The following is a 26,168-nucleotide window of genomic DNA, read 5'->3' as shown; positions in this document are numbered from 1 at the left end:
TGGTCGCTATTGCCAGCGACAGAGATGTTCAACTCCCTCGGAGCAAGGAGCCGAAAAGCCGTCATCCCCAGAAATCGCAGTGAGAACACTCCCGTCAAGTCAGCCCTGGTCCTGTCCTCAATTCTTCTTAAGAAGAAAACTAACAAATCTGTCACTCTCCCAACAAATGCTTTACAATTGTGTGAGTACCCCCGTACAGGAAAACACCAACTGCTGCCGCTGGAATATTATTTTTCTATTAATATTCGGTATGTTGATCAAACACAACAATCCCTGGCCCGATCTTTGCTTTACCACCTGCAAGCCCGTACTCGTTGAGACCGGATTGCTCACCGTAGCCAACGGTCAAGATATCGGCACAGTCAGTCTGACACCAGTAAAGGTCCAGCGGTCAGGAGCTGCGCCAAAAATCAAAGAGAAATTCAACCAGGAGCAGAGAAAGAAATGAAAGGGAAAATGAGAAAGTATATTGCCATCGCCGCCGTTGTCGCGCTCACCGGTCCGGTATTCGCCTATGCCGAGGAGGAGGCCAAGCCGACAGCAGGTGTTGATCTTGGAATGTTCAGTCAGTATATCTGGAGGGGCTTGGAACTTAGCAAGGACAGCGTGGTGATTCAGCCTTCGATGACGATCGGCTACCAGGGATTCAGCTTCAATATGTGGGGCAATCTCGACACCGATAACGATGCCTATGGTGGCAGCAAGTACAACGAGACCGACCTGACCCTCTCCTATGCCAAGACCTTTGGCATAGCAAAAGTCACCGGTGGATACGCCTATTATGCCCTGGACGGTCTGACCGACTCCCAGGAGGTCTTTGCTTCATTCGGCCTCACCACCATTCTCAACCCAACAATCTCGGTATACCGGGAGATCGCCCACACTCCGGCCTGGTATGTGAGTGTCGGGGTGTCCCATTCCCAGGAACTGGTCAATAAGATCACCCTCGATGTGGCGGCGTCCGCTGGCTACTACTACTCCGATGACACCGGCTTTGCCGAAGCCAATAACCCGGGCGAGGAATATCGGGCATTGCATAATGGTTTGGTCTCCACCGGCCTGACCATACCTTTTGGTGATTATTTCTCAGTAAAACCGATCATCGCCTATTCCTTCCCGCTGTCCAGCAAGGCGGAGGATTATATCGAGTCGGTGAGCCTGAGTGATGAATCGGATTTCATCTACGGTGGGGTGACGGTTTCCATGGCCTTCTAATTCCAATTTGCAATCAAGCGATACCTTCAGCTGCGGCGCTGTGCGGCTCCTCGCCGTACCAAACTGTACTGTCTCGTCGCTGCTCGCTTGCAGCTTCGTTCTCATGTCGATTGCAAAATGGAATAATAGCCGTTGTTACCCGCTGTAAAACTGATAAAAATAAACAAGGCACCGATCATGTCAGGGGGCATGATCGGTGCCTTGGGTCTTTTCGCTATTCTGATCTGGAATCAGCGCTACGCTACTCCACCCCGGCAACCGCCGTCAGCAGCATAAAGCAGTGGGAAAAGCGCCCGGACTCCGGGATAAAGCACAGCACCTTCTCACCATCGCGCAGCCTTCCCGACTTGAGCAGAGCCTCCATCAACAGATAAATCGAGGCACTACCGACATTGCCGACCTCGGCTAGATTGGTAAACCACTTCTCATAGGGGATTTCGAAGCCGGAGCCCTTCATTCCCTGATAAAATCGATCGCGGAAATAATCGGAGGAATAATGGGGCAGGTACCAATCGATATCTGCCGGGGTAATGCCCTGTTTGGCGGCGATATCCGGCAGGGCCCGGGCCATGGCGGTAGAGACGATATATTCGTCGAGGAGCTTGACGTCCTGGCGGACGGCAAAATAGTTGTTTTCCGCCGCTGTGAGGCTGCTGGGCATCTGCCGCCAGGCCTGCACCCGGCCGTCATCCTGCTTCTTGCCACCGGCGTACATGCAGGTTGCCAGCTCGCCGGCATAGGAGCGGTTTTCGATCCACTCCACCTTGTAGCACATACCCCTGCGGTTTTTCTGCCCCGAGACATAAGCGGCACCGGCGCCATCGGAGAGCATCCAGCGGAGGAAATCGGCATCAAAGCCCAGTACCGGCTTTTTTTTCAGATCGCTCTCCGGGTCGGCCGCGGCAGTAAAAAAGCCGGCCCGCATAAAGGATGAGGCCAGTTCCGAGCCGGTCGCGACCGCGTTGGTGACCGTGCCGGTCGCGACATTCATACAGGCATATTTCAGGGCTGTCATCCCCGCCACACAGATTCCCGCCGTGGTAACTACATCGCAGGGCGGCAACTGCAGTTCGCCTGCCACCATGACCCCGTGCCCAGGCATAAGGAGGTCGGGGCTTGAGGTACCGCAACACAGGCATTGAATGGCCGCCGGCGAAAAATCGTCGGTCGGCCGCAGGCGCCGCACCGCCTCGGCGGTCAATTGGGCGTTGGTGTGGGTCGCCTCGCCGGTTGCCGGATCAAGGGCATAATGCCGGGTGTTGATCTTGTTGTTGGCAAGAATCCGCCGTTTGGTCCGCGACGGCAGATCACCCACCCGCCCCAGGACGTCCTCAATGTGATCGTTGTCCACCGGTGCATTGGGGAGAAAGGTGGCGAGGTCGTTGATATAGATATCCATGTTCAACTCTTGGTAAGGTGTTGATGCAGATGCTTCATGAGATCTGAATAGAGGGTGTAAAACTCCTTCTTGGCAAGCCTGGTCGGCAGCACCGCGTTGGAGAAGGTATAATAATCTAGATCGGTGATTTCAAGCTGTGCCGCCAATTGCCGGTACAAAACGGTCCCCGGCAGGGGGGTGAGGATCGACGGGATCGGCAGGGCGATCGGCGAGGCCTCGATAAAGCGGGCCAATCGCTCGAAGTCGGCGTGGTCGTAATCGGGTGAGATGATGAAGTCGCCAACCACCCTGATGCCGATCTCGGCAAGGATCTGCAGGGCGGCGAGGTTTTTGTCGAGACTGCTGCGCTTATTCATCTTCGCAAGACGGGCATCGTCGATTTCCTCGAAACCGATGACCACGGCAACAAGACCCGCCTGGTGCCATAATTTCATAAGTCCGGGATTGCCAACGACGGTATCGGCCCGGACATCGGCAACGATCTTCTTGCCTAGCCCCAACTCAAGAATTTTTCTGGCCAGGACCTCTGCCGTGACCGGATCGCCGAAGGTGTTGGCATCGACAAAGCGGATCAGCGGGATATCGCCCAAGAGTCCGATGTCGCGAATGATCGCTTCGACACTGTGGCTAAGGTAACGGCCACCGGTCATCGCCGGGATGGAGCAGAAAGAACAGCTATGGGTACAGCCAAAGGCAGTGGCGACAAAGCCGACCTTGCCCCCGACCCCGCTCATCACATATTTGTCGCGGTGGACCTCAACCAGATCATAGCGGGGCGGCATGCCGTCCACCAGATCGTCGACGGTGTATCTGCGCCGTGTCGGCGACAGCGGGCCGCCCGGCCGTACCGGGAGGATGCCTGGAATATCAGGGATTTCACCGCCTTCAGCAAGGGCGTCAACCAGCAGCCGAAAGCTCAGTTTGCCGAGGCCAACCACCACATAGTCGATAGCCGGGCGGTGAAAATACCCCGGATCGTTTGAGGCGTGATGGCCGCCAACGACGATGACCGGCGCCTTGGCGTAGGCCCCTTGAATCCGTTCGGCAAGTTTGATAACCGTATTGGCCTCGCAGGTAACCGCGGTAAGGCCGATGATATCAGGGCCGGGGACCTCGGCCAGCAAGGCCTCCAGCCCATCCGGATCGGCCTTCAGATCAACGATCCGCACCGTGTGACCAGGCAGATTGCCGGCGAGGACCTCAAGGGCCAGCGGCTCGCCGCGGAAGATCATCTTCAGCGAGGTGATGCCGAACTCTTCCTCGGGGATGGAACGCCCGCAATTGGGCGGGTTGATAAGAACAATCTGCATGACCAAAAAAATTCCTCTGAATAATCCCGTCTCTCTACCTTCTTGAGACGGGGAGATCGAAACCGGCCGCAGGTGGGCCCGAGGGCATCAGCAAAACACTCCCGACGGTGTTTTTCAAGAGTATTTTTCGAAGGGGAACCGGCAGAGGCCTCGGAGTGAATCAAACCCAGGGCACCGCCGCCATTGCAGCAGTTCCTTGGCAATGGATATACAGCTTGTCGCCAATCATCGCCATTCCTCCTGCAACGACATGCCGGTCTTTGTAAGAAACAGCTCGCCATGGTGGAGGAGGGGAGATGCCAGTAAATTATTTAAGTATATGAAGGAGTTCCGCGTAGATTTTCCGTTCGCCCCGCCCGCACTCGCGGAGGATCTCAGCGAGCCCGGCGTAGGTGTCGTCAGGCATCGCCCGTCCTTTACAGATCCTCGCCCCGGAGACGGCGAAGCGGCGCCAGGTGTCACCGACCAGGGTCATCTCCTCGGACAGCTGGAAAAGCTGCGGCATCTGCAATAATTCGGCCGCTTCCTGGAGAAAGGCCGCAAACATGAAGCGGAAGCCGCCCCCGCCAGTACCGATCTCCTCCTGCATGCGGATGAGCTGGCCAAGGTACAGCATGGCCTGCTCGTCGCCCAGTTTCTGCGGCCATTTTTCCAGGCGGTCGGCGAGAAAGGCAATGCCCTTTACGCCAAGGATGGGCACCGGGTTGCCGGCCATGCGCTTACAGGCGGCGATCATCCCCTGCCGGGCCGCCGCCGCCATGTCGGGAGCCTGCGGCACGGTTTCGAGGTAATACATCGCTCCCTTTGGTGCCAGCGCCCCCCGGGCAAAGCGGGCGCGTTGCAGATCGTCACGCCTGCAGCGGACTACCTGTTCAAAGACCGGATCGGAGATCAGGTATTCGTCACCTTCTCGGCCAATGACCACCAGGTTGTGCATATTGAAATGAAAGCGAAAGGCCGGTGGGAAATAGGGCAGCCAGTAGGCTCCGGTCTGACAGCCGACCGGAATCCCCTGCGCCAGTTTTTCATCGAGGACGTCCATGGCCCTGGACATCGAGCGGAACTTCTGCCGATGCACTTTCACCCCCAGGCGTTTGTTGACCTTGGCGAAGATACTACCGACACTGCCACGAAATGTCGTCAGCGGCAGGCCGTTGATCTTGACAAAGGGCAGGTAGCCAAAGAAAAGGCCCTCGCCGATACCAAAGGCCATGGCCTCGGAACATGCAACCCCGTGAAAACGCAGGAGGTTGGCGGTCACGCCGGTTTCGCAGTGCGCCGACTGGCCGTGGGGAAAGGGTATATGGATATCCATTATCGCTGGCGGATGCATTCAGGGGAAAAGGTCTCGGGGACGGTCTGCAGTTCGGCGATCGACACGCCGAAGACCTCCGCATACCGGCGAAGGATCCGCTCGGGCAGTTTCCGGAAGATCTCCGGACGGCGATGCCGCTTCACCCGCCACTTGGCCATATCGACATAACGGGACAGCAGGCCGATATCCATCTGGTGCCTCGCCTGGTAATAGGCGATGGGGCTGAGTTCGCCGCGCTGAACCTGTTCGTGCATCCGCTGGGTTTCTTCGGCGATGGTTGCCCATGCCTGGTCATTGACCACGTTTTTCGCCTCCCAGCCAAGGCTGGGCGACAAGGTGTAGCGGCCGTTTTCACCGATGGCGTAACAGACCTCGTGGCCGTAGCCATCGCCGATCATGCCTTTATCCTGGGGTACTTCGTCGACTTTCATAGGTGATGATCCTGCCTGCGGGTATTGAGAGCCTGTCCGGTTGAGGATTGTTTGCCAGCTATAAAACTCAATACCACAGAGGGTGTCAATTGCTATTTCCGACCGGCGGTCGACTCGCTGATATCCTGCTGCATTCCTTCAATGACCTGAATCGGGTCGGCGGCCTTGGTGATCGGCCGGCCGACCACGACGTGATTGGCGCCTCCGGCGATGGCCCGGCCGGCGGTGACGATCCGTTGCTGGTCGTCCGCTACGTCACAGACATTGGCCCCCGGCCGAATGCCCGGGGTGACGATGAGCAGTTTGTCGCCGAGATCACGGCGCAACTTCTCCGCCTCAAGACCCGACGACACAACCCCGTCGCAGCCGAGTTCCAGCGCCCTTTTCGCCCGGAAATAGACAAGGTCGGCCACCGAGCCGGTCATGCCCATGGCCCGCATGTCCTCTTCACCAAAACTGGTGAGGACGGTTACCGCCAGGAGCTGCATATCGCCACGGGCGGAAACCGCGGCGCGGATGATCGGGTCGTTGCCATGGATGGTGGCAAAGGTTACGCCCCGGCTGTTCACCTGTTCAACCGCCAGCTTGACGGTCTCGGGGATATCGAAAAATTTCAAGTCGAGCATGACCTTATGACCGCGATCAACCAGCCAGTCAACGGTCTCAAACCAGCTGCCCATGAAGAGCTGCAGGCCGACCTTATAAAAGGAAACGTGCGATTCACACCTTTTCACCAGGGCCTTCGCATGCTCCGGTGTGTCCACATCAAGGGCGACGATGATCCTCTCGCGCAGCGGTATTATCGTATTGCTCATAGTGCCTTCCACTCTTTGATTGCCTTCCCATATTATAAAAAAAATCGTCAATACTAACGGTCGCCATGTATTACCTGCTCTCGCCCTCTTTGGCAAGCTCGGCGAGGATCAAGCGGCACTGCTGATGCAGCGTATCCGGCCCGTTTATTCCCTGCACCAAGGGGAGAAGGGCGGCAATTTTTGCCTTTTCGAATCCTTGATCGGTTTGTGAGGATTGCAGCTTCACCCCCCGGGCCACCATCTCCGACCAGAAGTCCGATTCGCTGCGGCCGGCTTGACAGGCCAGGCGCAATTCATTGAACCAGGCCCCGGCATCCGAGGCCGCCGGGACCGCTGCGGCTGGGAAAGCGGGAGCCCGGGCCACCTTCGCTTCGCCGGAAAAAACCGCGGCGTCCTGTTCAACCAACGGTGCCGCCTCCCTCGCCATCTTTACCGGGGCGGCCGCTTTTTCTTTTTGCCGCTCCTCCGGCAGCGACCCAGCGGCCCTTTGCGGCGGCGGGGCTTGGTTCACCGTCCTTCCCTTTACAGCATCTCCGCCCTCGGCAACCGATGCGGCAGGGGGAACGGGGGAGGGCAGCCTTTGGGGCTGGACCTGCTCCGCCACTTTTTTCGGCTCGGCCCTTTCCTCCTTGGCCGCTGGAGCCAATGGCGGTGCCGGTATTGACGGTACCGGCGCAATATTTTTATCGTGGAGGATGACCGGCGGCATCGGCACCTTTTCAACGACTGCCATCTCCATGTCAACGACATTCAAGTATATCGCAATACTAGCCGCTGCCGCCAGGGCGGTACCGATATATGACAATTTTCTGAACCTGCTGAGATGGTACAGTCGGCCCCGGGGCACTGCCTGCTTATGCGCACCCTTTAAGAACAGCCATTCCGCATAGCATTTCCGGCAATCGGCAAGGTGGGCCCGCAGCTCCGGCAGTTCCCTCCCTTGCCCCGCCGACCGGCCATCAACCAAGGCCGCCATCTCCCCATCACTGAGGCAGGGTCCGTGCACCTTTTCCCCTGTGGCTGCAAGGGTTAAAAGTACCCGGGCCTTTGCAGCTTTTTTCTCGTGGTCATTGTCGGGAGTTGTAGCCATGGGCCTCATCCGCTCTCTAAAGGTACTGAGGATTCTTTCAACCTATTTGACGGACAACATCAGGGTTTTTGTCCCCCGCAACCGTCCTTTTCTTACTTCCCGAGCATCTGTTTCAGGTCTTCAGCCAGTCCGCAACGCTCAAATTCCAAGCGTAGACGCTGCAGCAGGCGGCGCATCCGCCCATGTGCCTGGAAGCGGTTCATGCCCAGCATATCGCCGGCTTCGGTCACCCCAAAGCCATCCTGGTAACAGAGTTTAAGGAGAAGCTTGTCCTCTGGGGCCAATGCCACCTGAACCTGGCGGTATTTTCGCAGCAGATCCTCGCCGCCCGACCGTTGTTCTTGTCCCAAAACCAACTGAAAAACAGCGCTCAACAGATCCATCTGCTCACGACTCTCGGCCTTTCCAGCCGGACCATCGCCGCCAGCCGTCGCTGGCTCCTCTTCCTCGAAGGAAACCTCCAGTCCTTGATGCATGCCGCAATCGGGGATCCTCGCCAAGAGTTCATAGGCGGCCTGTTCGATGGCCATCTTTTCCGCCTCGTCCTGGCGCTGATGAACGAGCTCCACCGCGTCACCAACCGGCAACCGTTCAAGACAGAGGGCCCGGAAGAGCCTTTGCCAGATGCCGCCGAAGGTCTGTACCCAGAGCGGCGGACGGACCCGGCCAAAACGTTTTCGGGCAAAATCCTCAAAGAGCCTGGCACTGACGGTCAGGACAAAGGAGGAAAAGGAGGCCTGCCCCTGGATGGCCCGGACCCGCTGCCAATCACCCGCGGCCATGCCGTCCATTGCCGCCAGGGCCGCCTCCTCGGCAAGAGGGCCGGGACCAAAGCGACGCACCGCCAGGGCGTTTATCTTGTCCCAGTGGGACAGGGTTTTTTCTTTCCAATCGACCACGGTATTCCCCATTGCCAAAAACATTGGCCGTACAATAGAGTGATTATAGGTCATACTCCAGAAAAAAGTCATTTTCCCCCGACACAATTTTCCGAGGCGTCCGTCACAAGGGGTGAATGTCAATCACTGCTAGTACAACCATCTGAACTGGATAAAGGAGACCCCATGAACATCGACACCAACACTATTCCCCGTATTCTCTTTCTCTCCACCCTCATCCTTCTTTTCGGCTGCAACGGCGCAAACCTGTCGGACAAAGAAAGGGATAAGGGGCCACCTCCCCCTCATCTCATTGCGACAACACAACTTGCCGAGCAGCCGGTGAATGCCGAACATAAAGGCAAGGCCGAACCACAAATGCGACTGCCACCCCTGCCTGCCTCGATGCCCGCCCAGCAGCAGGCGATGCAAGCCGGCAAGGCCATGCACCAGGCTGCGCCGGCAAAGATGGCAATGGAGGGGGGACTCAGGGCTCAGCCGCCGCTCCATGACATGGTGGTAAGCGACGGCGAGGCCCGGATCGGCGTTCCTCCCCAGTTCGACCGGGAATCCTATAATGCTCTGGCTGAAAATCCGCTGGTGGCAACGGTCAACGACCCGCTTTCGACCTTTTCCATCGATGTTGATACCGCCTCCTACAGCAATGTCCGGCGCTTGTTGACCGGCGGCGTCCTGCCCCCGCCGGGGGCGGTGCGCATTGAGGAGATGATCAATTATTTCTCGTATTCCTACCCGGAACCAAGCAACGGGCCGATCGCCATCGCCACCGAAGTTGGGCCCTGTCCGTGGCGGCCGGAGAACAAGCTGGTGCGCATCGGTCTCAAAGCCAAGGATCTTGACCCGCAGAAGATCCCGCCATCGAACCTGGTATTTCTCGTCGATGTCTCGGGCTCGATGAACCAGGCCAATAAGCTGCCCCTGCTGCAGCAGTCGATGAATATGCTTGTTGACCAGATGACCGCCCGCGACCGGATCGCCATTGTCGTCTATGCCGGTTCCGACCGGGTCGTGCTGCAGCCGACAGCAGGCGACAAAACAGCCGAGATCAAGGCGGCAATTGCCTCCTTGTCGTCAGGCGGATCAACCCACGCCTCAAGCGGCATCAAGACCGCTTACAACCTGGCCCGGCAATCGTTCATGCCGGGCGCCAATAACCGAATCATCCTCGCCTCGGACGGCGACTTCAATGTCGGGGTCACCAGCCGCGACGAGCTTGAACGCCTGATCACCAAGGAGCGGGAATCGGGCGTCTACCTCACCGTCCTTGGTTTTGGCATGGGCAACTACCACGACGACACCATGGAGATCCTCGCCGATAAGGGCAATGGCAACTACAGCTATATTGATTCCCTCCTGGAGGCCCGCAAGGTCCTGGTCAAGGAGCGGACCAGCACCCTCTTTACCCTGGCAAAAGACGTCAAACTGCAGGTCGAATTCAACCCGGCTCAGGTCGGGGCCTACCGGCTGATCGGCTATGAAAACCGGACCCTGGCCGACGAGGATTTTCATGACGACAAGAAAGACGCCGGAGAAATCGGCGTCGGCCATACGATTACCGCCCTCTACGAGCTGTATCCGGTGGGCTCCCCGGCCATCCCCAAGGTCGATAGCCTGAAATATCAATCGGTGACCCCGGCAACCAGCGCCTCGGCCGAACTCTTGACGGTAAAACTTCGCTATAAGCCACTTGAAGCCAAGGACTCGCTGCTGATCAGCCAGGCAGTGACTGCCGGCAGCCAGACCCTTGCGGCCAGCAGCGACGATTTCCGCTTTGCTGCCTCGGTCGCAGGTTTTGGCATGCTCCTTCGTCATCCCGAACCGCCGCCGGCGCTGACCTATCCACTGCTCCTTGAACTCGCTAAAAACAGCCGCGGCAAAGACCCTGAAGGCTATCGGGCGGAAATGCTCCGGCTCCTTGAGACCGCCGAGATGCTCAGCAAGTACCCGCAAAAACGTCCGGCCAATGGTTGACGGGTGGTATTTTCTTCCCTGGCGATCGGATGAAGACTCTTCGCCCGGTCGCCTTTACTTTCGATTTTTTCCATACTATAATTTTTTACGACTTTGATTTTCCGTCGTTCCCCCTTTTGTCCATGATCCTTGAAGGACTTTGAGACAAGGCTTATACCGCACATACGTTTCGTTTAAGCAGGCACGCTGCTTACTCAGCTTTATGCAGGTTCTTTCATAAAGGAGGCACCGATGACCGTAAAAATTTTCATTAAAAGAAAAGTTTCCCCGGAAAATGTCCTCGAACTCACGACTCTCCTGAAAAGACTTCGCAGTCTTACCCTCAGTCAGGCGGGATATATCTACGGCGAGACCCTGCGCCGGGTCGACCAGCCCGATGAAAATATGGTTATCAGTACGTGGCGGTCCCTCGATGACTGGAATGCCTGGATCAACAACAGCGAACGCATTGCCATACAGGAGGAGGTCGATCGCCTCCTCGGAGAGAAGACCGAATATTCGGTATACGAGGTCTGATAAGGAGAACAGCGGTGAGCCAAAAGGTTATTCAATTCATGGACACCTCGTTTCGCGACGGCTTTCAGTCCGTTTTCGGCGCCAGGGTATTGACCGATGACTTTCTGCCCGCCGTCAAGGCGACGGTCGATGCAGGAATCACCAATATTGAATTCGGTGGCGGAGCACGCTTCCAAAGCCTGTTCTTCTACTGCGGCGAATCGGCCTTTGACATGATGGACCGGTTCCGCCGGGAGGTCGGTCCGGATGTCGACCTGCAGACCCTTGCCCGCGGTATCAATGTCGTTGCCCTCAGTCAATGTCCTCGGGATATCATCGACCTGCACGCCAAGATGTTCAAGAAGCACGGAACGACCACCATCCGTAACTTCGACGCCCTCAACGATATCCGCAACCTCGAATACTCCGGCGAGCGGATCGCCCACCATGGTCTGCACCACCAGATCTGTATCACCATGATGGAGCTGCCTCCCGGCTGTAGCGGCGCCCACACCCCCGAGTTCTACACCGATAAACTGCAGCAGATCCTTGATGCGGGCATCCCCTTTCAGTCCATCTGCTTTAAGGACGCCTCCGGCACCTCCAACCCGAGAAAGATCTACGACACCTTGAAGGCCGCACGGAAGATGGTCTCTGCCGACACGGTCTTATGGTTCCACACCCACGACACCGCAGGGCTCGGCATCACCCAGAACATGGCGGCGATCAGAGGGGGGGCCGACGGCATTGATCTGGCCAAATCGCCGGTCAGCGGCGGGACCTGCCAGCCGGATATCCTGTCAATGATGCATGCCCTGAAGGGGACCGAATACAGCCTCGATCTCGATTACGAGAAAGTCCTCCGGGCGATGGATGCCTTCGAGGTGGCAATGAAGGACTATTTCTTTCCACCCGAGGCGAGGATGATCTCACCAGCGGTCACCCTCTCGCCCATGCCCGGCGGGGCACTGACCGCCAACACCATGATGATGCGCGATACCGGCACCTTGCACCTCTTTCCGGCGGTCATCAAGGAGATGGCCGAGGTCGTGGCGCGGGGCGGCTTCGGCACCTCGGTGACCCCGGTTTCGCAATTCTACTTCCAGCAGGCCTACCTCAACGTCATCCAAGGCAAATGGAAGAAAATCAATCCGCAATACGGCAATATGGTTCTCGGCTATTTTGGCCGTACCCCGGTGCCGGCCGATTCGGAGATCATCCGAATCGCCTCAGAACAGCTCGGCAAACCGGCGTTCACCGGCAACCCTCTCGACATCCTTGAACCGGGCATCCCCAAGGCCACCAAGATCCTCCAGGACAACAACCTGCCGGTAAACGACGAAAATATCTTTATCGTCGCCAGTTGCGAGCAAAAAGGCCTGGATTTCCTCCTCGGCAAGGCGGTGACCAATATCCGCAAAATCACCGACCAGGCGGAAGCCGCCAAACCGGTGGAGCAGAAAGCGCCGCCACCGCCTGCAGCACCAGCCGCAAACGGTCTGCGCTCCTATATCGTTACCGTCAACAACCACTCCTATGACGTTACCGTGGAAGAGGGGTAGCAGGCCCCGGGATGGCTTGCGGCAGGGCGGGAATCACCCCACCGCTTTGCTGACGATTTCTTTATCGAAGTAGTTGACCGCCATCCCGGCATCAACGACGATGGTCTGGCAGTTGATCCCCGAGGCCCTGGGCGACAGGAGAAAGACTGCGGTGTCGGCCGCCTCCTTGGTGGTCAGGGCTTTTTTGCGGAGAATCGCCTTTTCGGCATACAGATAACTATCGACATAACAAGGAATTCCCGCCGATGCCGAGGTCTTCAAAAGTCCAGGGGCAACTGCGTTAAAACGCACCTGGGAAAATTCGGAAAAACTCTTGGCGAGAAAGCACAGCGACGAATCGAGGGCGGCTTTGATCGGTGCCATATAGCCGTAGTTTTCCGCGGCCATCCGTGTCGTCGAGATGGTGATGGTCACCACCGAGGCATCAGCCGCCAGCAGGTCCTTGAAATGGTTGGCAATGCTGATAAAGGAGAAGCAGGATACATTCACCGCCTGGAGGAAGTCATCCTTACGGGTCATGTGGAAGGGTTTCATACCATCGGAATAATTGGCAAAGGCAATGGAATGGACAATGCCGTCTATCCGTCCGCCCTCCGCCGCCCCGATATACTCGGCAATTTCATCACGGACCCGGATAATATTCGCCTCATCTTCGACATCGCAGATAAAAACCTGGGAATCCGGAAAAAGCTTGCGGGCATTGGCCATCCTCTCCTGCGAACGCACGACATGGATGACCTCCGCCCCCTCATCCACCAGAATCTTGCCGATGGCACAGGCCACCGATTTTTTGTTGGCCAGGCCAAAAACCACAAATCTCTTCTTTTTGATGTCCAGAAAGCTCATAACACTCTATCGATGATTGAGAAAAACAGTGAGCCGGGGAGGGGATTGACGAGAAGGTTCCGGCCTGCACCCACCCTGGATTCCCGGACACTTCCGGGTAGTATTTCCCGACTCTTTACGGTATATGGACTCTATATGCTCGTTTCGTATGAGCAGGCAAGCTGCTCAACTCAGCTATAATCGATAACCACCGTACATTCAAAAACAAACTGCACATATCAGCTTTCGTAATCATGCAAAAATATATAATCGGTATCGACACCGGCGGGACCTATACCGATGCGGTCCTGATGGAAGTTCAATCGGCAAAAATCGTCGCCACGGCCAAGGTCCAGACCACTCACTTTAACCTGGCCCTGGGAACCGGCCAGGTCCTGGCGGAACTCCTCGCAAAAAGCGCCACGGCCCCGGAAGAGATCGGCAGGGTGTGTATCTCCTCGACCCTCGCCACCAACAGCGTCGTTGAAAACAAAGGGGCCAGGGTGGCAGTCATCGTCATCGGCTATGTTCGCCATTTCAAGCTGCCGGTGACGGCGGTGGTCTTCGTCAACGGCGGCCACACCATCCTTGGCGAGGAGGAACAACCCCTCGATATCGACTATCTGGTGAACCTGGTCCAGGGCCTGAAAAACGAAGTCGACGCCTATGGGATCTGCGCGGCCATGTCAATGAAGAACCCCACCCACGAGCTGGTTGCCGAAAAGGCCATCGCCATGCTTGATCCAAAGCCGGTGTTCTGCTCGCACCGCATCAGCCAGCTGACCGGCATGAACGAACGCGCCGCCACCGCCGGGCTCCACGCCAAACTGATGCCGGTGATGAGCGCCTTCATCGGCGGGGTAGAATCAGCCATGGCGGGGCTGCAGCTGCGCTGTCCAACACTGGTCATCGGTGGCAACGGCCAGGCCCTTGAGGCCCAGCGGGCGGTGGCGGAAGCGGGGATGACCGTGGCCAGCGGCCCGGCCTGCACCGCCCACTTCGGCGCCTCGCACACCAACCAGAACGCCCTGGTCATCGATGTCGGCGGCACCACTACCGATATCGCCATGGTCGAAAACGGCCACCCCCTTCTCGCCGCCGACGGTTGCCAGATCGGTCTGTGGAAGACCCATGTCGAGGCGGTCGATATGCGTACTGCCGGCATCGGCGGCGACAGCCATGTCCATGTCTCCGAAAGGGGCGAGCTCAGTATCGGCCCAAACCGAGTGACGCCGCTGGCCATGAATTGTGATGGGCAGTATCCGCCGACCGACTGGCTGGGGGTCGACACGCGGTCGCGGCTCATCGTCCTTCGCCCCGAGGCGATGAATCTTGCCCCGGAGGGCGAACTAACCACCCTCCTCCGCGAAACCGGCCGGATGACCCCGGCCGCCATCCGTGAGCGCACCGGCCTCGGCGGTATCCCACTCGACGTGCAACTGGAACACCTCACCCGCAAAAATCTGATCTTCGAGTGCGGCTTCACCCCAACCGACGCCCTGCATGTCCTCGGCACAATCAGCCTCGGCGACCGGGATGCCGCCCTTGCCGGGGCGACGATTCTCGGCAGAGCACTTGGCCTCAGTCCTGGCGAGTTCTCCGAGATGGTACTGGCGCGTACCGAAGAGCTCATCGAGAACATGATCATCGACTATGTCATCGAGCGCTCCTGGCAAAACTCGCTGGCCGGTTTTATTGCCAGCCGGAAGAACCATCCGGTGCTGGGGGTCGATTTTTCCATCAAGATCCCCCTCATCGGTATCGGCGCCGCCGCCCGCTTTCTCCTGCCCCGGGTTGCCGAACGCCTCCACACCACGGTCAGTTTCCCTGAAAACTGCGAGGTCGGCAACGCCATCGGTGCGGCCATGATCGGTCTGGCGGACGCCCGGTAATATGAAAATCCTCACTGTCGCCGATACAGTGGTCAAAAACCTGCTGGAACCGGTGGGCGGCGGCCCGGCCATAAGCGGCATTGACTTGATCCTGTCCTGTGGCGATCTGCCGCCGGAGTATCTGACCGCCCTGCGCAACCGCTACGAGGTGCCGCTGCTCTATGTCCTCGGCAACCACGATATCCGCTACGGTACGTCTCCGCCGGTTGGCTGCTCGCACATCGACCGGCGGATTGTCCACGCCGGCAAGCTGAAGATCGTCGGTTTTTCAGGATCCCGCTGGTACAATGGCAATATCAACCAGTACACGGAAGAGCAGATGGCCAATTTTATCAAACGGCTGCGCTTTGCCCTGTGGCGCAACCGGGGCGTCGACCTGGTCGTCACCCATGCCCCGCCGCGCTTTGTTCACGACGCTGAAGACCTGTGCCATCGAGGCTTTCGGTCTTTTCGCCTGTTTATTGATAAATACCAGCCGCGCCACCTGGTTCATGGCCACATCCATGCCCACTTCACCGATGAGGCGGAACGGACCACTCGGGTAAACTCAACCTTTGTCACCAACTGCTATGGCTACCATATTCTCGAAATTTAATCCCTTTTCGGCATTAAAACGGGTTGTGACCGGAGGCGAAAACTCCTGCGAGCCGGAAAACAATCCCACTAACTTTAACGCCCGCCAGGAACAGGAAGAGGCCTACGAGGCGATCGAACGGGGCACCCTGATGGTGCCGCTGGACAAAATTGTCGGTAGCGTCGGCCGCTACCACGACTTCGACAACCAGTTCAGAACCCATTCCCATACCGTTGACGAACGGCTGAAAAGCATCATCGATGCCATGAAGGAGGGTAAGACCCTGCCGCCGATCTCCTTATACCAGATCAAGGACGACTATTTCATCGTCGACGGCCACCACCGCTTCCGGGCAGCCCGCGAACTGGAACACTCGCATATCCGCTCCCGCATCATCGAGCTCCTGCCGTCAAAAAATACCCTGGAAAATAAACTCTATATCGAAAAAGTCGGCTTTCGCGACAAGGCCGGCCTGACCGACTGCATCGATCTCACCGAGCTCGGCCAGACAGAGCATCTGGAATGGCAAATAGAGGAGCATCGACGCTATCTCACCAAGGAGAAGGAGCAGGAGATCACCTTTAAGCAGTCGGCGGTCGACTGGTATCGCACCATCTACCGGCCACTGGCAACCATCGTCGCCAACAGTGGCCTGGTGAAATCCTTCCCGGGACGAACGGTTGATGACCTCTACCTGTATATCTCCGTTCATCAATGGGAACAGGGCAAGAAGCGTAAATACGGAATCGGCGTCGATAAACTCATCCCTAAAGACATGGAGGCCTTCCGAAAAAAGATGGCGGAACACACCGAGCAGGAATATCCGGAGATGAAGCGGGAAATAACCGTGTTTATCCTCCTCAATGTCGACGGCAAGAATGAACAGCAGATCTTCGACAAACTCCTCGCCTTAAACGAGGTGACCGAGGTGCACACGGTGTATGGGTCGATCGACATGATCGTCAAGGTCACCCTGATGCGCGACCTGTTGTCCTCCGACGCCGAACTGCTGTCGCAGTTCATTATGTCGACCATCCGGCAATGGAAGGGGGTTCTTTCGACCCAGACCCTCATCCCCGGCATGTCGAGGGTCAAGGACAAGGACCGCTGCCTGCTGTGATATCGGCCCCTCGCTTACATACTTCCTAGAGGTTTACACCTTCAGTTGGATCATCAGCACCCGGCCGGTGGCACAGAGGGTTTCTCCGGCGAAGAGGCTGAGATCGACCCACACCTTGCGCCCCTGAATCTCGGTTGCCCTGCCGCGAATCTCAAGCTCCATCCCCTGCGGTGTCGGTTTGGCAAAATTGACACTCAGGGAGGCGGTGACGAATCGCCCGATGGGTTCGCCGCTTTCCCTGGCCTTGGCTGCGGCAGCGGTCGCGGCGCCGTGACAGTCGATCAGCGAGGCAACCATCCCGCCGTACAAAAACCCCGGAACGCCACCGCTGTATTGCGGTTTAGGGGTATGGCGGCAGACACATTCCTCCCCCACCATAAAGCTTTTCAGATGCAGGCCGTCAGGATTGTTGCGCCCGCAGCCGTAACAATGGCTATACTCTTCGTGATACAGATCCTGAATTGCTGATTCGCTCATCGCGTACACCTTGGTTGAAGACTGGAATTGTCTGCCGGGGTTCTCCACCCTATTTTGCCGAAGCCGCCGGTTGCACGGTTGCGCTCTTTTCAGTACCAGCAGGCGCTTTAAATATCTTTGCCAAGTCCTTGATATAGCCTTTATTCCAGGCGAACCCCAGGGCCATTACAAGAACAACGAGAAACACCCAGAATTTCCATGGGGTCTTTTTCTCGGCAAAGGGGTCGGCAAGGCTTCGCTCGGCGCCCTTCGGTAAAACAGCCATCTTGGTCAAAGTAGCGCCGAAGGGAATGTTGATACAGGCCTTGGTGTTGACCGCCCAGCCATTGGCGTCAAGGATCGGTCCGAGATTGCGTTGCCGGAGCTTGAGAAAGGCTATGAGCATGGAAGGTCCGGACACCACAAGGAGGAGTCCCGCCAGGGCGAGGGGCATTTGCCAGACCGGCAGGGCGAGAAAAACCCCAACAATCGAGGCAACGGCGGTTCCCATGGCCCCTAAGGCTAAACCAAAGGCGGCAAAGATGCCGGCAAATTTTCCGACGTCAAAGGGCAGGGGTGGTGATGCCGGTGGTTTGGGCGGTGGGGGAGGTGCCAGTGGTTTTGCTACCGCCCCGGCTATGCCTGTTGCGGCCTTGCTGTCTACTGCCTTATCCTTGGCTGCGGCAAATTTTTCGATCTGTTCATTGATCATCCTGCCTATTCGTTTATAGGGGGCCCAGAAGGCCTGGGAAACGCTGATCGGATGGTCAATAATTTTAACGATTGTCGCATCCCAGTCCTTCCCGTCCCGGTCATAAAAAACACCATTGCGGCCCAGCATCAGATTGTCGGAGTCGCCGCCAGTAAAGGCCGCGGCGATGAATATCCGCTGGTCGCTGCCCCGGCGCCGGCATTCGCAATAGGCAAGATAGGTACGGCTGAGGCTGGCGAGAGGACTGTGGGTTTCAACACTGGGCACTCTGATGCACAACTCACAGGACCGACCGTCTATGTATAGGGTCCCGGATTGAAAAACCGCTGTACAATCATTGGAATAAAAATCACGGAAGGAAACAAAATTGTTTAACAACCGGTAAAGATCGCGGTTGAAATGGACGAGCTGGGCCACCTTATCGATGGCTTCGACTTCCTCGGCGAGCTGCAGATCTTCATTGATGAGATCAAGAAGGAGATCTTTCCCCTGGCTCTGAAGGATCGCTTCCACCCGTGCAATACCCAGTTGCTCCACGTCTCCCCCGGCTTTTTTGCCCATCCATGCCGCATACGGCAGAAAGATTTTTTTAATTTCCTCCCACTGGGCGGCCTGGAGATGCGTGCTTTCGCCGAAAAGGGGCACAACCACCAGTTTGGTGAATTCTTCGACCGTTGCAACCCATGCCGGATTAATCCCCCCGGCAAGAGGCAGGGGCTGACCGGCAATGATATGGGCAAGGGGAAAGCTTTCTACCTCGGCACTGGCCACGGTCAGATCGTGAATAGCAATGGCCTCATAGGTGACCAGGGAGGGGTTGAGGGGTGCCTCGGCTCTGGAATCGTAGGCTGCCAAACCGCAGCGCATGAAGTAGTCATCGAGCTTGGTACGAAGACGGGCAAAAACCGCAGCGGCGGCTTCGGTTTGCTCACCGAAGGGCAGAATATCGGATGAACTCCTGGCCTCTTGCCACCACTGGGAATACTGCGTGGCAGCGGTAAAAAAAGCCTCTAGCCGCTCCCCGGAAATACCCTGCTGTCCGCTGCGATCCTGGTCGCTGCCGACACAGGAGATAATCTCGCTAATCAGCGTCGTGATTGCCTCATCATCACTGACATTCGGGGTGATAACCCCATCGCCGTTGAATTTGGAATCGTGGAGCAGGGCTTCGGTGTTGGCAACATCCTCCATGGAGACGCTGTCAGCATCGGCCTTGCCTAAAAAGGAGAGGAGCCGTTTGGCCGAGGCGATCAACTGCCTGCCTTCGGCATGGCTTCCATCTATGGCCTGGAGGGGCAAATGGTCGGCGCCGGCAAGAAAACCATCCAGCGAAGCCAGAACAGTGCTGACCCATTGGGTTGCGGCAAGAATTTCCGGCACCCGCACACGGCCGTCAGTGTCACTGTCAAGCATTGCCAGGGTCCGGGAATCAAACTCCAGTCCATCCACTGGGCAACTGAGTGCCGCCCAAAGTTTCTGATCTAATTCCCCCAGGTGTCTAATGTCTTCAGCGCTCTCCAAACGGACTTGATCAAAACCGCCTAGCCGGCAAAATCGCCAGCGATGTGGCAAGTCCATGGTTTTCTCCATATCTCTTACCTCCCCGGAAATTCAGTAAGTGTATTGCTACTCGACAGGCTTCTTACTTTCTCCGCAAGCAGCGAATGTGCTTTTGCGGTACCTGATGACTACCCATTAGGATACCAGGCGAACTCAGAAATACTATTATTTTTTCAGCCATCTTAAGGAATGTAGTGGTCAGTAGAAAAAATCTCCGGGATTTGCCTGCAAACCATGATACAGTAATCCGTCATTTTGATAGACAATGACCAAAGCACCATTAGAAAACAACCAATATCCACACGACAGGAACTCCATATGCAAGATCTTGACGCACTCTTTAATCCGTCCTCGGTGGCGGTGGTCGGAGCCTCCAGCACACCTGGTAAGGTCGGTCATGATATCTTCGTCAATATTCTTAAAGGGGGGTTCACCGGCACCCTTTACCCGGTCAACCCCAAGGCCAAATCGATCGCCTGTGTACGCGCCTATCCTGACATTCGCGACATCCCCGACCCTGTTGATCTCGCCATTCTTATTTTACCGCCTCGACAGGTGGAAACCGCCATCGCCAATGCCATTGGTCACGGGGTAAAGGCGGTAGTCATCGTCTCGGCCGGTTTCCGGGAGGTCGGTGGCGAAGGTCTGGCCATAGAACAGCGAATCGTCGCAATGTGCCGGGCAGCCGGTGTGCGGGTGGTTGGGCCAAACTGTCTGGGAGTCATTAATCCGAAGCCCCAGGTGCGGCTTAATGCCAGTTTCTCGGCGCGGATGCCGGCGGCAGGCAATATCTCTTTTATCTCGCAAAGCGGTGCACTCTGTACAGCGGTCCTTGATTTTGCCGCTGACAAGGATTTTGGTTTCTCAAAGTTCGTCTCCATAGGCAACAAGGCCGATGTTGACGAGTTGGATCTGCTCCGCTATTTCCATGCCGACCCGGAGACCGAGGTCATCATGCTGTACATAGAAGAGCTGCAGCGCGGCCCGGAGTTTATCCGCGAGGTAAAGGAGATTACCGGTGGCGATCGTCCAACTCCGGTACTTGCCATCAAATCGGGAAGAACCGGTGCCGGCGCAAAGGCGGCGGCCTCACACACCGGATCACTTGCCGGCAGCGAAGCAGTGTACGATGCTATCTTTGACCAAAGCGGTATCATCAGGGTCGCCTCTATTGATGAGTTATTCGACTTCGGTATCGCCTTTGCCTATAAAAACGAAAGCGCCACCGGCAAGGTACGCCGCAAGGTACCGCACGGCAACCGGGTGGCGATCGTCACCAACGCCGGAGGGCCTGGAATTGTCGCAACCGACATGACCGTCTCATCAGGCCTCGAGCTGGCAACCTTTGCCGACGACACCATCGAAGTGTTGAAAAGCCACCTGCCGACGACGGCTAACGTTAACAACCCAGTGGACGTCATCGGCGATGCCGCTCAGGATCGCTACGAAAACGCCCTGTCCACGGTAATCAAAGATGAAGGGGTAGATGGTGCCCTGGTCATCCTCACCCCGCAGAGCATGACCAACGCCATTGGCACCGCCGAGGCAATCGTGCGCATCGCCAGCCGGTCGTACAAGCCTATCCTTTGCTGCTTTATGGGGATTATCGATGTATCTGCCGGGGTAAAACACCTGCAGGAAAGCGGTGTCCCGGTGTACCGTTTCCCGGAAAGCGCCGCCAAGAGCTTTGGTGCCCTGTACCGCTACTCCAGATGGCTGAACCGGCAAAAATTGGCACCGTTTCAGGTTACCCATGACAAAGAAAGGGCGAACGCAATCATCACCCATGCGCTTGCCGCCGGCAAGTCGTATATCGGCGAGATAGGTGGCACCGAACTGCTTCAATGCTACGGCTTTAATGTCCTGCCGACAATGCTGGCAACAACTGCAGCTGAGGCCGGGGACGCCGCCGACCGGATGGGTTATCCGGTGGTCATGAAGATCGTCTCGCCGCAGATCATCCACAAAACCGACGCCGGAGGAGTAAAGGTCGGACCGGACAGCCGGGAAGCGGTGGAAAACGCCTTCTCGACCATTATTGACAATGCCAAAAAATTCGATCCGGCGGCAACCATCGAAGGGGTGCTGATCCAACGTCTTGCCCCTCGGGGTCTTGAGGTCATTCTCGGAATGAGCCGTTACCCAATTTTTGGCCCATTGATAATGTTCGGCATCGGCGGGGTCTTTGTCGAGGTCTTTCAGGACGTCGCCTTCCGCCTCGCTCCGCTCACCCGTAATGGTGCAAGAAATATGGTACGGAGCATCAAAGGCCACAAGCTCCTTGCCGGGTATCGTGGGGCGCCTCGTACCGATATCGCCAGCATCGAACGGATGCTGGTGGGCCTGTCGGAGATGGTCTGTAACCACCCGGAGATCAGTGAGCTAGATATAAATCCACTGCTCGTCCATCCAGAAGGTGATGGTGTTACCGTGGCCGATTGTCGTTTTATTCTAAAAACGCCGGAGACATAAAAACATCCACTATTCACAAATCATCCTGTAAACCGCCACACTTACCTTGCGGCAACAGAAGTTCAGTGGACTAACCAGTTGCTTACCTGTCTCTTGGTGGTATATTTGCCACCACCTCTAGGTTGAATATAGACACTTCTGGCAGAGGGCAATATGATGTGGCCATTTTCCGGGGAAGGCTCCGAGGTACATTTGTCTGATTAAGGATCTGGAATGATTTTTTTGCAAAAACTTGTAGTTATTTTATGGGTTGCTCTGCTTGTATCCTGCACTGCTACCACTCCACCCGCATCTTTACAGCTTTCCGGAATCAAAATGAGTTTTGATTCCCCTGTCAAGGCTGTTACGGACATGGCTATATCCAAAGACGGTTCCCGGCTGATAGCCATTGATAACGGTATGACGATAGAAAGCGGCTCCGGTAGATTGTCTCAGGGGCAAAAAAGCTTGCACATCTGGGATTTAGTTCAAGGACGGCGTATAAAAAAAATTGCCATCCATGATCTCCAGGATATTTCCTCCATAGCCCTATCTCCTGATGGTAAATACGCTCTGATCGCTGGTCGCCCTGTGGGTAGTCAGTCAGGCCTAGGTCTCTGGGACCTCGACCGTGGCGTGCAGCTACGGACTTTTCCGGAATTGAAATGGGAGGTTTCCTCTGTGGCCTTCTCTCCCGACGGGAAGACCTTGGTTGCAACCCACAATACCTTTGCCTCCCTTTTCAACACCGATACCGGCGCCTTCATTACCCAGTTTGATGCGGGCTACCAATCCTATTTTCTTCCATTGCCGATACGTCTTCTGGCAACTTTTTCTCCTGACGGACAGTACATTCTCACAGGAGGAACCGACGCCACCTTAAAATTATGGGATATTGATTCGGGCAAAAAGGTCCAAGTCCTCATTGGTCATGAACGAGGTCATGCTGGCGGCATAACCGGCATGGCTTTTTCTTCTGACGGTCAATTCGTCTTCACCAGCTCGGCATCAGACAACGCTGTTAGAAAGTGGGACATTGCCAACGGCCAGGTTATACAAAAGTTTTCCTCAGGTCTGGGTAGCGGTGCCTGGGGAACAGCTATTTCTCCAAACAACAAATTAGGATTTGTCTCCTCGCACCCGCTGTCCCTCTGGGATCTTGAAAACGGAAGGGCTTTTTTACCTCTCAGTTTATACAGTGCTCCTGCCCAACCATCTTCTTCGGTAAAACCGGTGAAGGCTGTTTTTCTTCCCAATGGTAAATCTCTCTTACTACTTACAGGGGACGCTGCAATCCGTTTTCTCGATGTAAAGTCAGGAAAACAACTGGCCTTACTGGTCGGTTTTGACAGCGATGAGTGGATCACCGTGAGCTCCGAGGGATACTTTAACGCTTCGGGAAAAGGGGCAGATAGCCTGAAAACAAACCTTGAGGGGAAAAACATTCCTTTAGGGCAGTTTTACGATAGTTTCTATCGCCCAGATATCATAATGACTATTTTACAAGGAGAAAATGGTCGAAATGTTGTGACGCCAACCCTGGCAGAAGCGGCGAACACCCCACCTCCTCTTGTTCAATTTACAAACACACCTGATATTTCCAGTAGAAACAAGGTCTGTTACCAAGCAACGGGTAAAGATGGCATAGGTGAAATCAGACTGAAACAAAATGGTAAACTTATAATGTCCGATGGGTATTATAGGGAAATGGTCAAATCGCCATCGGAAAGAATACACATCATGGCCATGAACGGTCCGGCCATTCAGGAGCAGATGCGAGCTCTTTCTCTTATAGACCCAAGCAATCTTGTGCCGGCTTCAAGCCAGGAAAAGGGGACGAATTTTACCGATTGCATGGAAGTAGAAAGCATTACTGGAGAAAATGAAATAGCCATAACCGCATTCAATAGAGCCAACACCTTTCAAGGTACCTGGGAAACCTTAAAGTTTCAATCAGCTAAGCCTCGCCTCTTACCTCACCTCTACATTTTATCTATTGGTATCAATAAACATAAAGAAAAGGCAATTAACCTGAAATACGCCACTAAAAATGCTACCGATGTTCAGCAAAGGATTCGTCGTCAAGCGAGTAGTCTCTTTTCCCCAGATAATATTCACCATGAGCTCCTCCTTAACGATACGGCAAACAAAACAAATATTCTGAAAAAGATTAATGATTTAGCTACAATTATTAAACCAGAAGACAGTTTTATTCTTTTTGTCGGTGGGAATGGCATTCTTATCCAGAATCAGTATTATCTCTTAACCAGTAATTTTGACGGAGTATTGAGTGATGCGAATACTATAAGCTCTAATGAACTTGTCGATATTTCTAAGAAAATAAAATCGCTCAGCCAGTTGTTCATTTTTGATACCTGCCATGCCGGAGGGGTCGATGACATTGTCGGTAGCCTTTATGAAGCGAGAATGTCGGTTTTAGCGAAAAAAATGGGTGTAAATATCTTTACGTCCACCTCTTCGGTGCAAGAGGCACTCGATGGTTTCCAGGGAAATGGCCTTTTCACCCTGACCCTGCTTGACGGCCTTAATAATAAGCAGGAAGTAGACCGGAACGGCGATAAAATGGTAAGCATGCATGAACTTGGACATTATGCTAACCAAAAAACAACATCCCTCTCCCAAAAGCTTGGCTTCCAGCAGGCACCACTTATTCTTTCTTTCGGAAAAGATACGCCAATATATATGCTACCGTAGTCCGCAAACAAACATTATAGATGTTTGACTCAAATACTTTTTAATCAGATATTTTTCTTCTTGTTCCTGCTCTTAAAAGTGAGACGGTGATATACCTTTGTTAGCACTTTTTCTCCAAGACTGCGAACACCGGCAATTGGATTTTTTAAGCGCATTGTTGACCGGTTGCGAATTACCTTGCCCATAGTCAAATTTGAAATTTTCTTCTCCTGATCGACAATATTGCTACTAATTATGGCAAAAAGGTTCTGTTCTTCAAGTACTCTCCGCCTTGCTTCAATAATATAAGGTAGCCGATCTCTATACTCATTGATAGTGAGATGGCTTTTAATAATTTCCAGAGATCTCTGGTAATCATTTATATCAATAGGAATAAAACTATCTTTCGGAAAATATTCTGCTGCGTTTGGAGCGCCATGATAAAAAGGCAATGAATAACCAAGAAAAGCATCAGGTAATTTCTCGGTAAGGTGATGTTCATGGACATGGTTTTCAACGGCAATATGAAAACGATATGGATCTAGCGCTTCCGCCTTATCATTCATCGGATTTACCCCATGTCCATAGATATCCAGTTCAGGCAAATTCGTTTTAAGACGCCAGGTGAAATCCACTCGTGTTGAGTGAAGAGTTATATTACCTGTCCTTTGTGAACATACGGTAGAAATCATTTTTGTTTTCTCTATTGGTGGGGTTGATGCTAATGTATCCCAATTTACAAACTCCCCACTTTTAAAAGGCAATCCATAGTGCCACATTAAACCAGGATGAGTAAAAATGACATTTGGATGCCTCATTGCCCACTTTTCTTGAAAGCTTAATATACAGCCGAATTGACGCAAATAATCGATCCCAAAAACGGTAATTGTTGATGGTTCACCCGTTATGAGCATTGTTCTTTCCCTAGGACAAAGAAGTTTTTCTTCCGTAAATACCTTGTCACTACGTGGCAAATCTTGATAAACCACCAGCCAATCGTAATCCTGGCCATCAACATCAAAGTCAAAAAGACAATCGCCCCATTGAGGATAACAATTTGGAAATTGACGCAAAAATCCATCAAAAGAGTGGCCGCGACGCAGCCCACGATGCATAAACTTTACCTTTATTTTTGGGATGTTCCATTTTTTTTGTGAGATTAATTTGTCACTTGAATATTCTAATTTTCTGTTGAAAGTAAAGAAATTACTCGGCATGTTTTTTCACTCTCTAAGAGCATAATCCTTAATTTGAATATTATAGACCTTCTCAATGTTAGCAAGGCTCAACCATTGCAAAAAAATACTATCCTAGTGCACAGTTACAATGACAGCAACACCTTTTCTTGAAATATATATATGAAGAGAAATTATGCTTACAAC

At 54.8% G+C, this 26,168-nt stretch carries 21 protein-coding genes; 10 read left to right on the top strand and 11 right to left on the bottom strand.

Translation table 11 applies throughout. The annotated features are described in order from the left end of the window. The first annotated feature begins 250 nt into the window (after positions 1-250). Positions 251-448 carry a hypothetical protein gene (locus OEL83_13440; protein MDK9708040.1) on the top strand — a complete coding sequence of 66 codons (198 nt, stop codon included), beginning with the start codon at positions 251-253 and terminating at the stop codon, positions 446-448. Positions 449-456: 8 nt separating this feature from the next. Beyond that, positions 457-1,215: a hypothetical protein gene (locus OEL83_13435; protein ID MDK9708039.1), complete on the top strand. Its 759-nt coding sequence runs from the start codon at positions 457-459 to the stop codon at positions 1,213-1,215. 241 nt (positions 1,216-1,456) lie between these two features. On the opposite strand, the gene OEL83_13430 is transcribed toward OEL83_13435, so the two are convergent. The 7 genes from OEL83_13430 to OEL83_13400 form a co-directional block, all read right to left on the bottom strand. Further along, positions 1,457-2,614 carry a beta-ketoacyl-ACP synthase III gene (locus tag OEL83_13430; protein ID MDK9708038.1) on the bottom strand — a complete coding sequence of 386 codons (1,158 nt, stop codon included), beginning with the start codon at positions 2,612-2,614 and terminating at the stop codon, positions 1,457-1,459. A 2-nt stretch (positions 2,615-2,616) separates the two neighbouring features. Then, the gene (locus OEL83_13425) at positions 2,617-3,924 is read right to left on the bottom strand and encodes a B12-binding domain-containing radical SAM protein (GenBank protein MDK9708037.1); all 1,308 of its coding nucleotides are present in this window, start codon (positions 3,922-3,924) and stop codon (positions 2,617-2,619) included. Between the two features lie 307 nt (positions 3,925-4,231). Continuing rightward, positions 4,232-5,239 carry a BtrH N-terminal domain-containing protein gene (locus OEL83_13420; GenBank protein MDK9708036.1) on the bottom strand — a complete coding sequence of 336 codons (1,008 nt, stop codon included), beginning with the start codon at positions 5,237-5,239 and terminating at the stop codon, positions 4,232-4,234. After that, a complete protein-coding gene (locus OEL83_13415; GenBank protein ID MDK9708035.1) occupies positions 5,239-5,670 on the bottom strand; it encodes a hypothetical protein in 432 nt (143 codons plus the stop codon). Before OEL83_13415 ends, OEL83_13420 begins: the two co-directional genes overlap by 1 nt. Positions 5,671-5,762: 92 nt before the next feature. Then, positions 5,763-6,485, bottom strand: coding sequence for an orotidine-5'-phosphate decarboxylase (gene pyrF, locus OEL83_13410; GenBank protein MDK9708034.1), 723 nt, complete (start codon positions 6,483-6,485; stop codon positions 5,763-5,765). Between the two features lie 70 nt (positions 6,486-6,555). Further along, the gene (locus tag OEL83_13405) at positions 6,556-7,575 is read right to left on the bottom strand and encodes a hypothetical protein (protein MDK9708033.1); all 1,020 of its coding nucleotides are present in this window, start codon (positions 7,573-7,575) and stop codon (positions 6,556-6,558) included. 92 nt (positions 7,576-7,667) lie between these two features. Further along, positions 7,668-8,528 carry a hypothetical protein gene (locus OEL83_13400; protein ID MDK9708032.1) on the bottom strand — a complete coding sequence of 287 codons (861 nt, stop codon included), beginning with the start codon at positions 8,526-8,528 and terminating at the stop codon, positions 7,668-7,670. A gap of 111 nt (positions 8,529-8,639) precedes the next feature. Here OEL83_13400 and OEL83_13395 point away from each other — a divergent pair, with 111 nt between their 5' ends. The 3 genes from OEL83_13395 (at position 8,640) to OEL83_13385 (ending at position 12,502) form a co-directional block, all read left to right on the top strand. Then, positions 8,640-10,445, top strand: coding sequence for a VWA domain-containing protein (locus tag OEL83_13395; GenBank protein ID MDK9708031.1), 1,806 nt, complete (start codon positions 8,640-8,642; stop codon positions 10,443-10,445). 231 nt (positions 10,446-10,676) lie between these two features. Further along, positions 10,677-10,961: an antibiotic biosynthesis monooxygenase gene (locus OEL83_13390; protein MDK9708030.1), complete on the top strand. Its 285-nt coding sequence runs from the start codon at positions 10,677-10,679 to the stop codon at positions 10,959-10,961. Between the two features lie 14 nt (positions 10,962-10,975). Next, positions 10,976-12,502 carry a biotin attachment protein gene (locus OEL83_13385; GenBank protein MDK9708029.1) on the top strand — a complete coding sequence of 509 codons (1,527 nt, stop codon included), beginning with the start codon at positions 10,976-10,978 and terminating at the stop codon, positions 12,500-12,502. Between the two features lie 33 nt (positions 12,503-12,535). On the opposite strand, the gene OEL83_13380 is transcribed toward OEL83_13385, so the two are convergent. Then, complete coding sequence (locus OEL83_13380) at positions 12,536-13,348, bottom strand: SDR family oxidoreductase (protein ID MDK9708028.1); 813 nt, start codon at positions 13,346-13,348, stop codon at positions 12,536-12,538. A 233-nt stretch (positions 13,349-13,581) separates the two neighbouring features. On the opposite strand from OEL83_13380, the gene OEL83_13375 reads away from it, so the two are divergent. Genes OEL83_13375 through OEL83_13365 form a run of 3 tightly spaced genes read left to right on the top strand, consistent with a single transcriptional unit; the run spans position 13,582 to position 16,913 of the window. Further along, positions 13,582-15,219 carry a hydantoinase/oxoprolinase family protein gene (locus tag OEL83_13375; protein MDK9708027.1) on the top strand — a complete coding sequence of 546 codons (1,638 nt, stop codon included), beginning with the start codon at positions 13,582-13,584 and terminating at the stop codon, positions 15,217-15,219. Position 15,220: 1 nt separating this feature from the next. Further along, a complete protein-coding gene (locus OEL83_13370; protein ID MDK9708026.1) occupies positions 15,221-15,814 on the top strand; it encodes a metallophosphoesterase in 594 nt (197 codons plus the stop codon). After that, positions 15,789-16,913: a ParB N-terminal domain-containing protein gene (locus OEL83_13365; GenBank protein ID MDK9708025.1), complete on the top strand. Its 1,125-nt coding sequence runs from the start codon at positions 15,789-15,791 to the stop codon at positions 16,911-16,913. Before OEL83_13370 ends, OEL83_13365 begins: the two co-directional genes overlap by 26 nt. A 33-nt stretch (positions 16,914-16,946) precedes the next feature. Here the strand turns inward: OEL83_13365 and OEL83_13360 are convergent, their stop codons facing one another. Together OEL83_13360 and OEL83_13355 are read right to left on the bottom strand one after the other, a co-directional pair. Next, entirely contained in the window at positions 16,947-17,390 is a 444-nt protein-coding gene (locus OEL83_13360) for a PaaI family thioesterase (GenBank protein ID MDK9708024.1), read from the bottom strand. 49 nt (positions 17,391-17,439) lie between these two features. Beyond that, positions 17,440-19,659 carry a hypothetical protein gene (locus OEL83_13355; GenBank protein MDK9708023.1) on the bottom strand — a complete coding sequence of 740 codons (2,220 nt, stop codon included), beginning with the start codon at positions 19,657-19,659 and terminating at the stop codon, positions 17,440-17,442. Between the two features lie 300 nt (positions 19,660-19,959). Between OEL83_13355 and OEL83_13350 the strand changes: the two genes are divergently transcribed. Then, positions 19,960-22,113, top strand: coding sequence for an acetate--CoA ligase family protein (locus OEL83_13350; GenBank protein ID MDK9708022.1), 2,154 nt, complete (start codon positions 19,960-19,962; stop codon positions 22,111-22,113). A gap of 213 nt (positions 22,114-22,326) precedes the next feature. Next, on the top strand, positions 22,327-24,807 hold the full coding sequence (locus OEL83_13345; GenBank protein ID MDK9708021.1) for a caspase family protein: 2,481 nt from the start codon (positions 22,327-22,329) through the stop codon (positions 24,805-24,807). 44 nt (positions 24,808-24,851) lie between these two features. On the opposite strand, the gene OEL83_13340 is transcribed toward OEL83_13345, so the two are convergent. Then, the gene (locus tag OEL83_13340; protein ID MDK9708020.1) at positions 24,852-26,003 is read right to left on the bottom strand and encodes a glycosyltransferase family 10; all 1,152 of its coding nucleotides are present in this window, start codon (positions 26,001-26,003) and stop codon (positions 24,852-24,854) included. Positions 26,004-26,168: the final 165 nt, after the last annotated feature.

Source organism: Desulforhopalus sp. (assembly GCA_030247675.1).
Classification (GTDB): domain Bacteria; phylum Desulfobacterota; class Desulfobulbia; order Desulfobulbales; family Desulfocapsaceae; genus Desulforhopalus_A.
The sequence above is the reverse complement of the archived record's forward strand: the minus strand, read 5'-3'. Positions and strand labels throughout refer to the sequence as shown.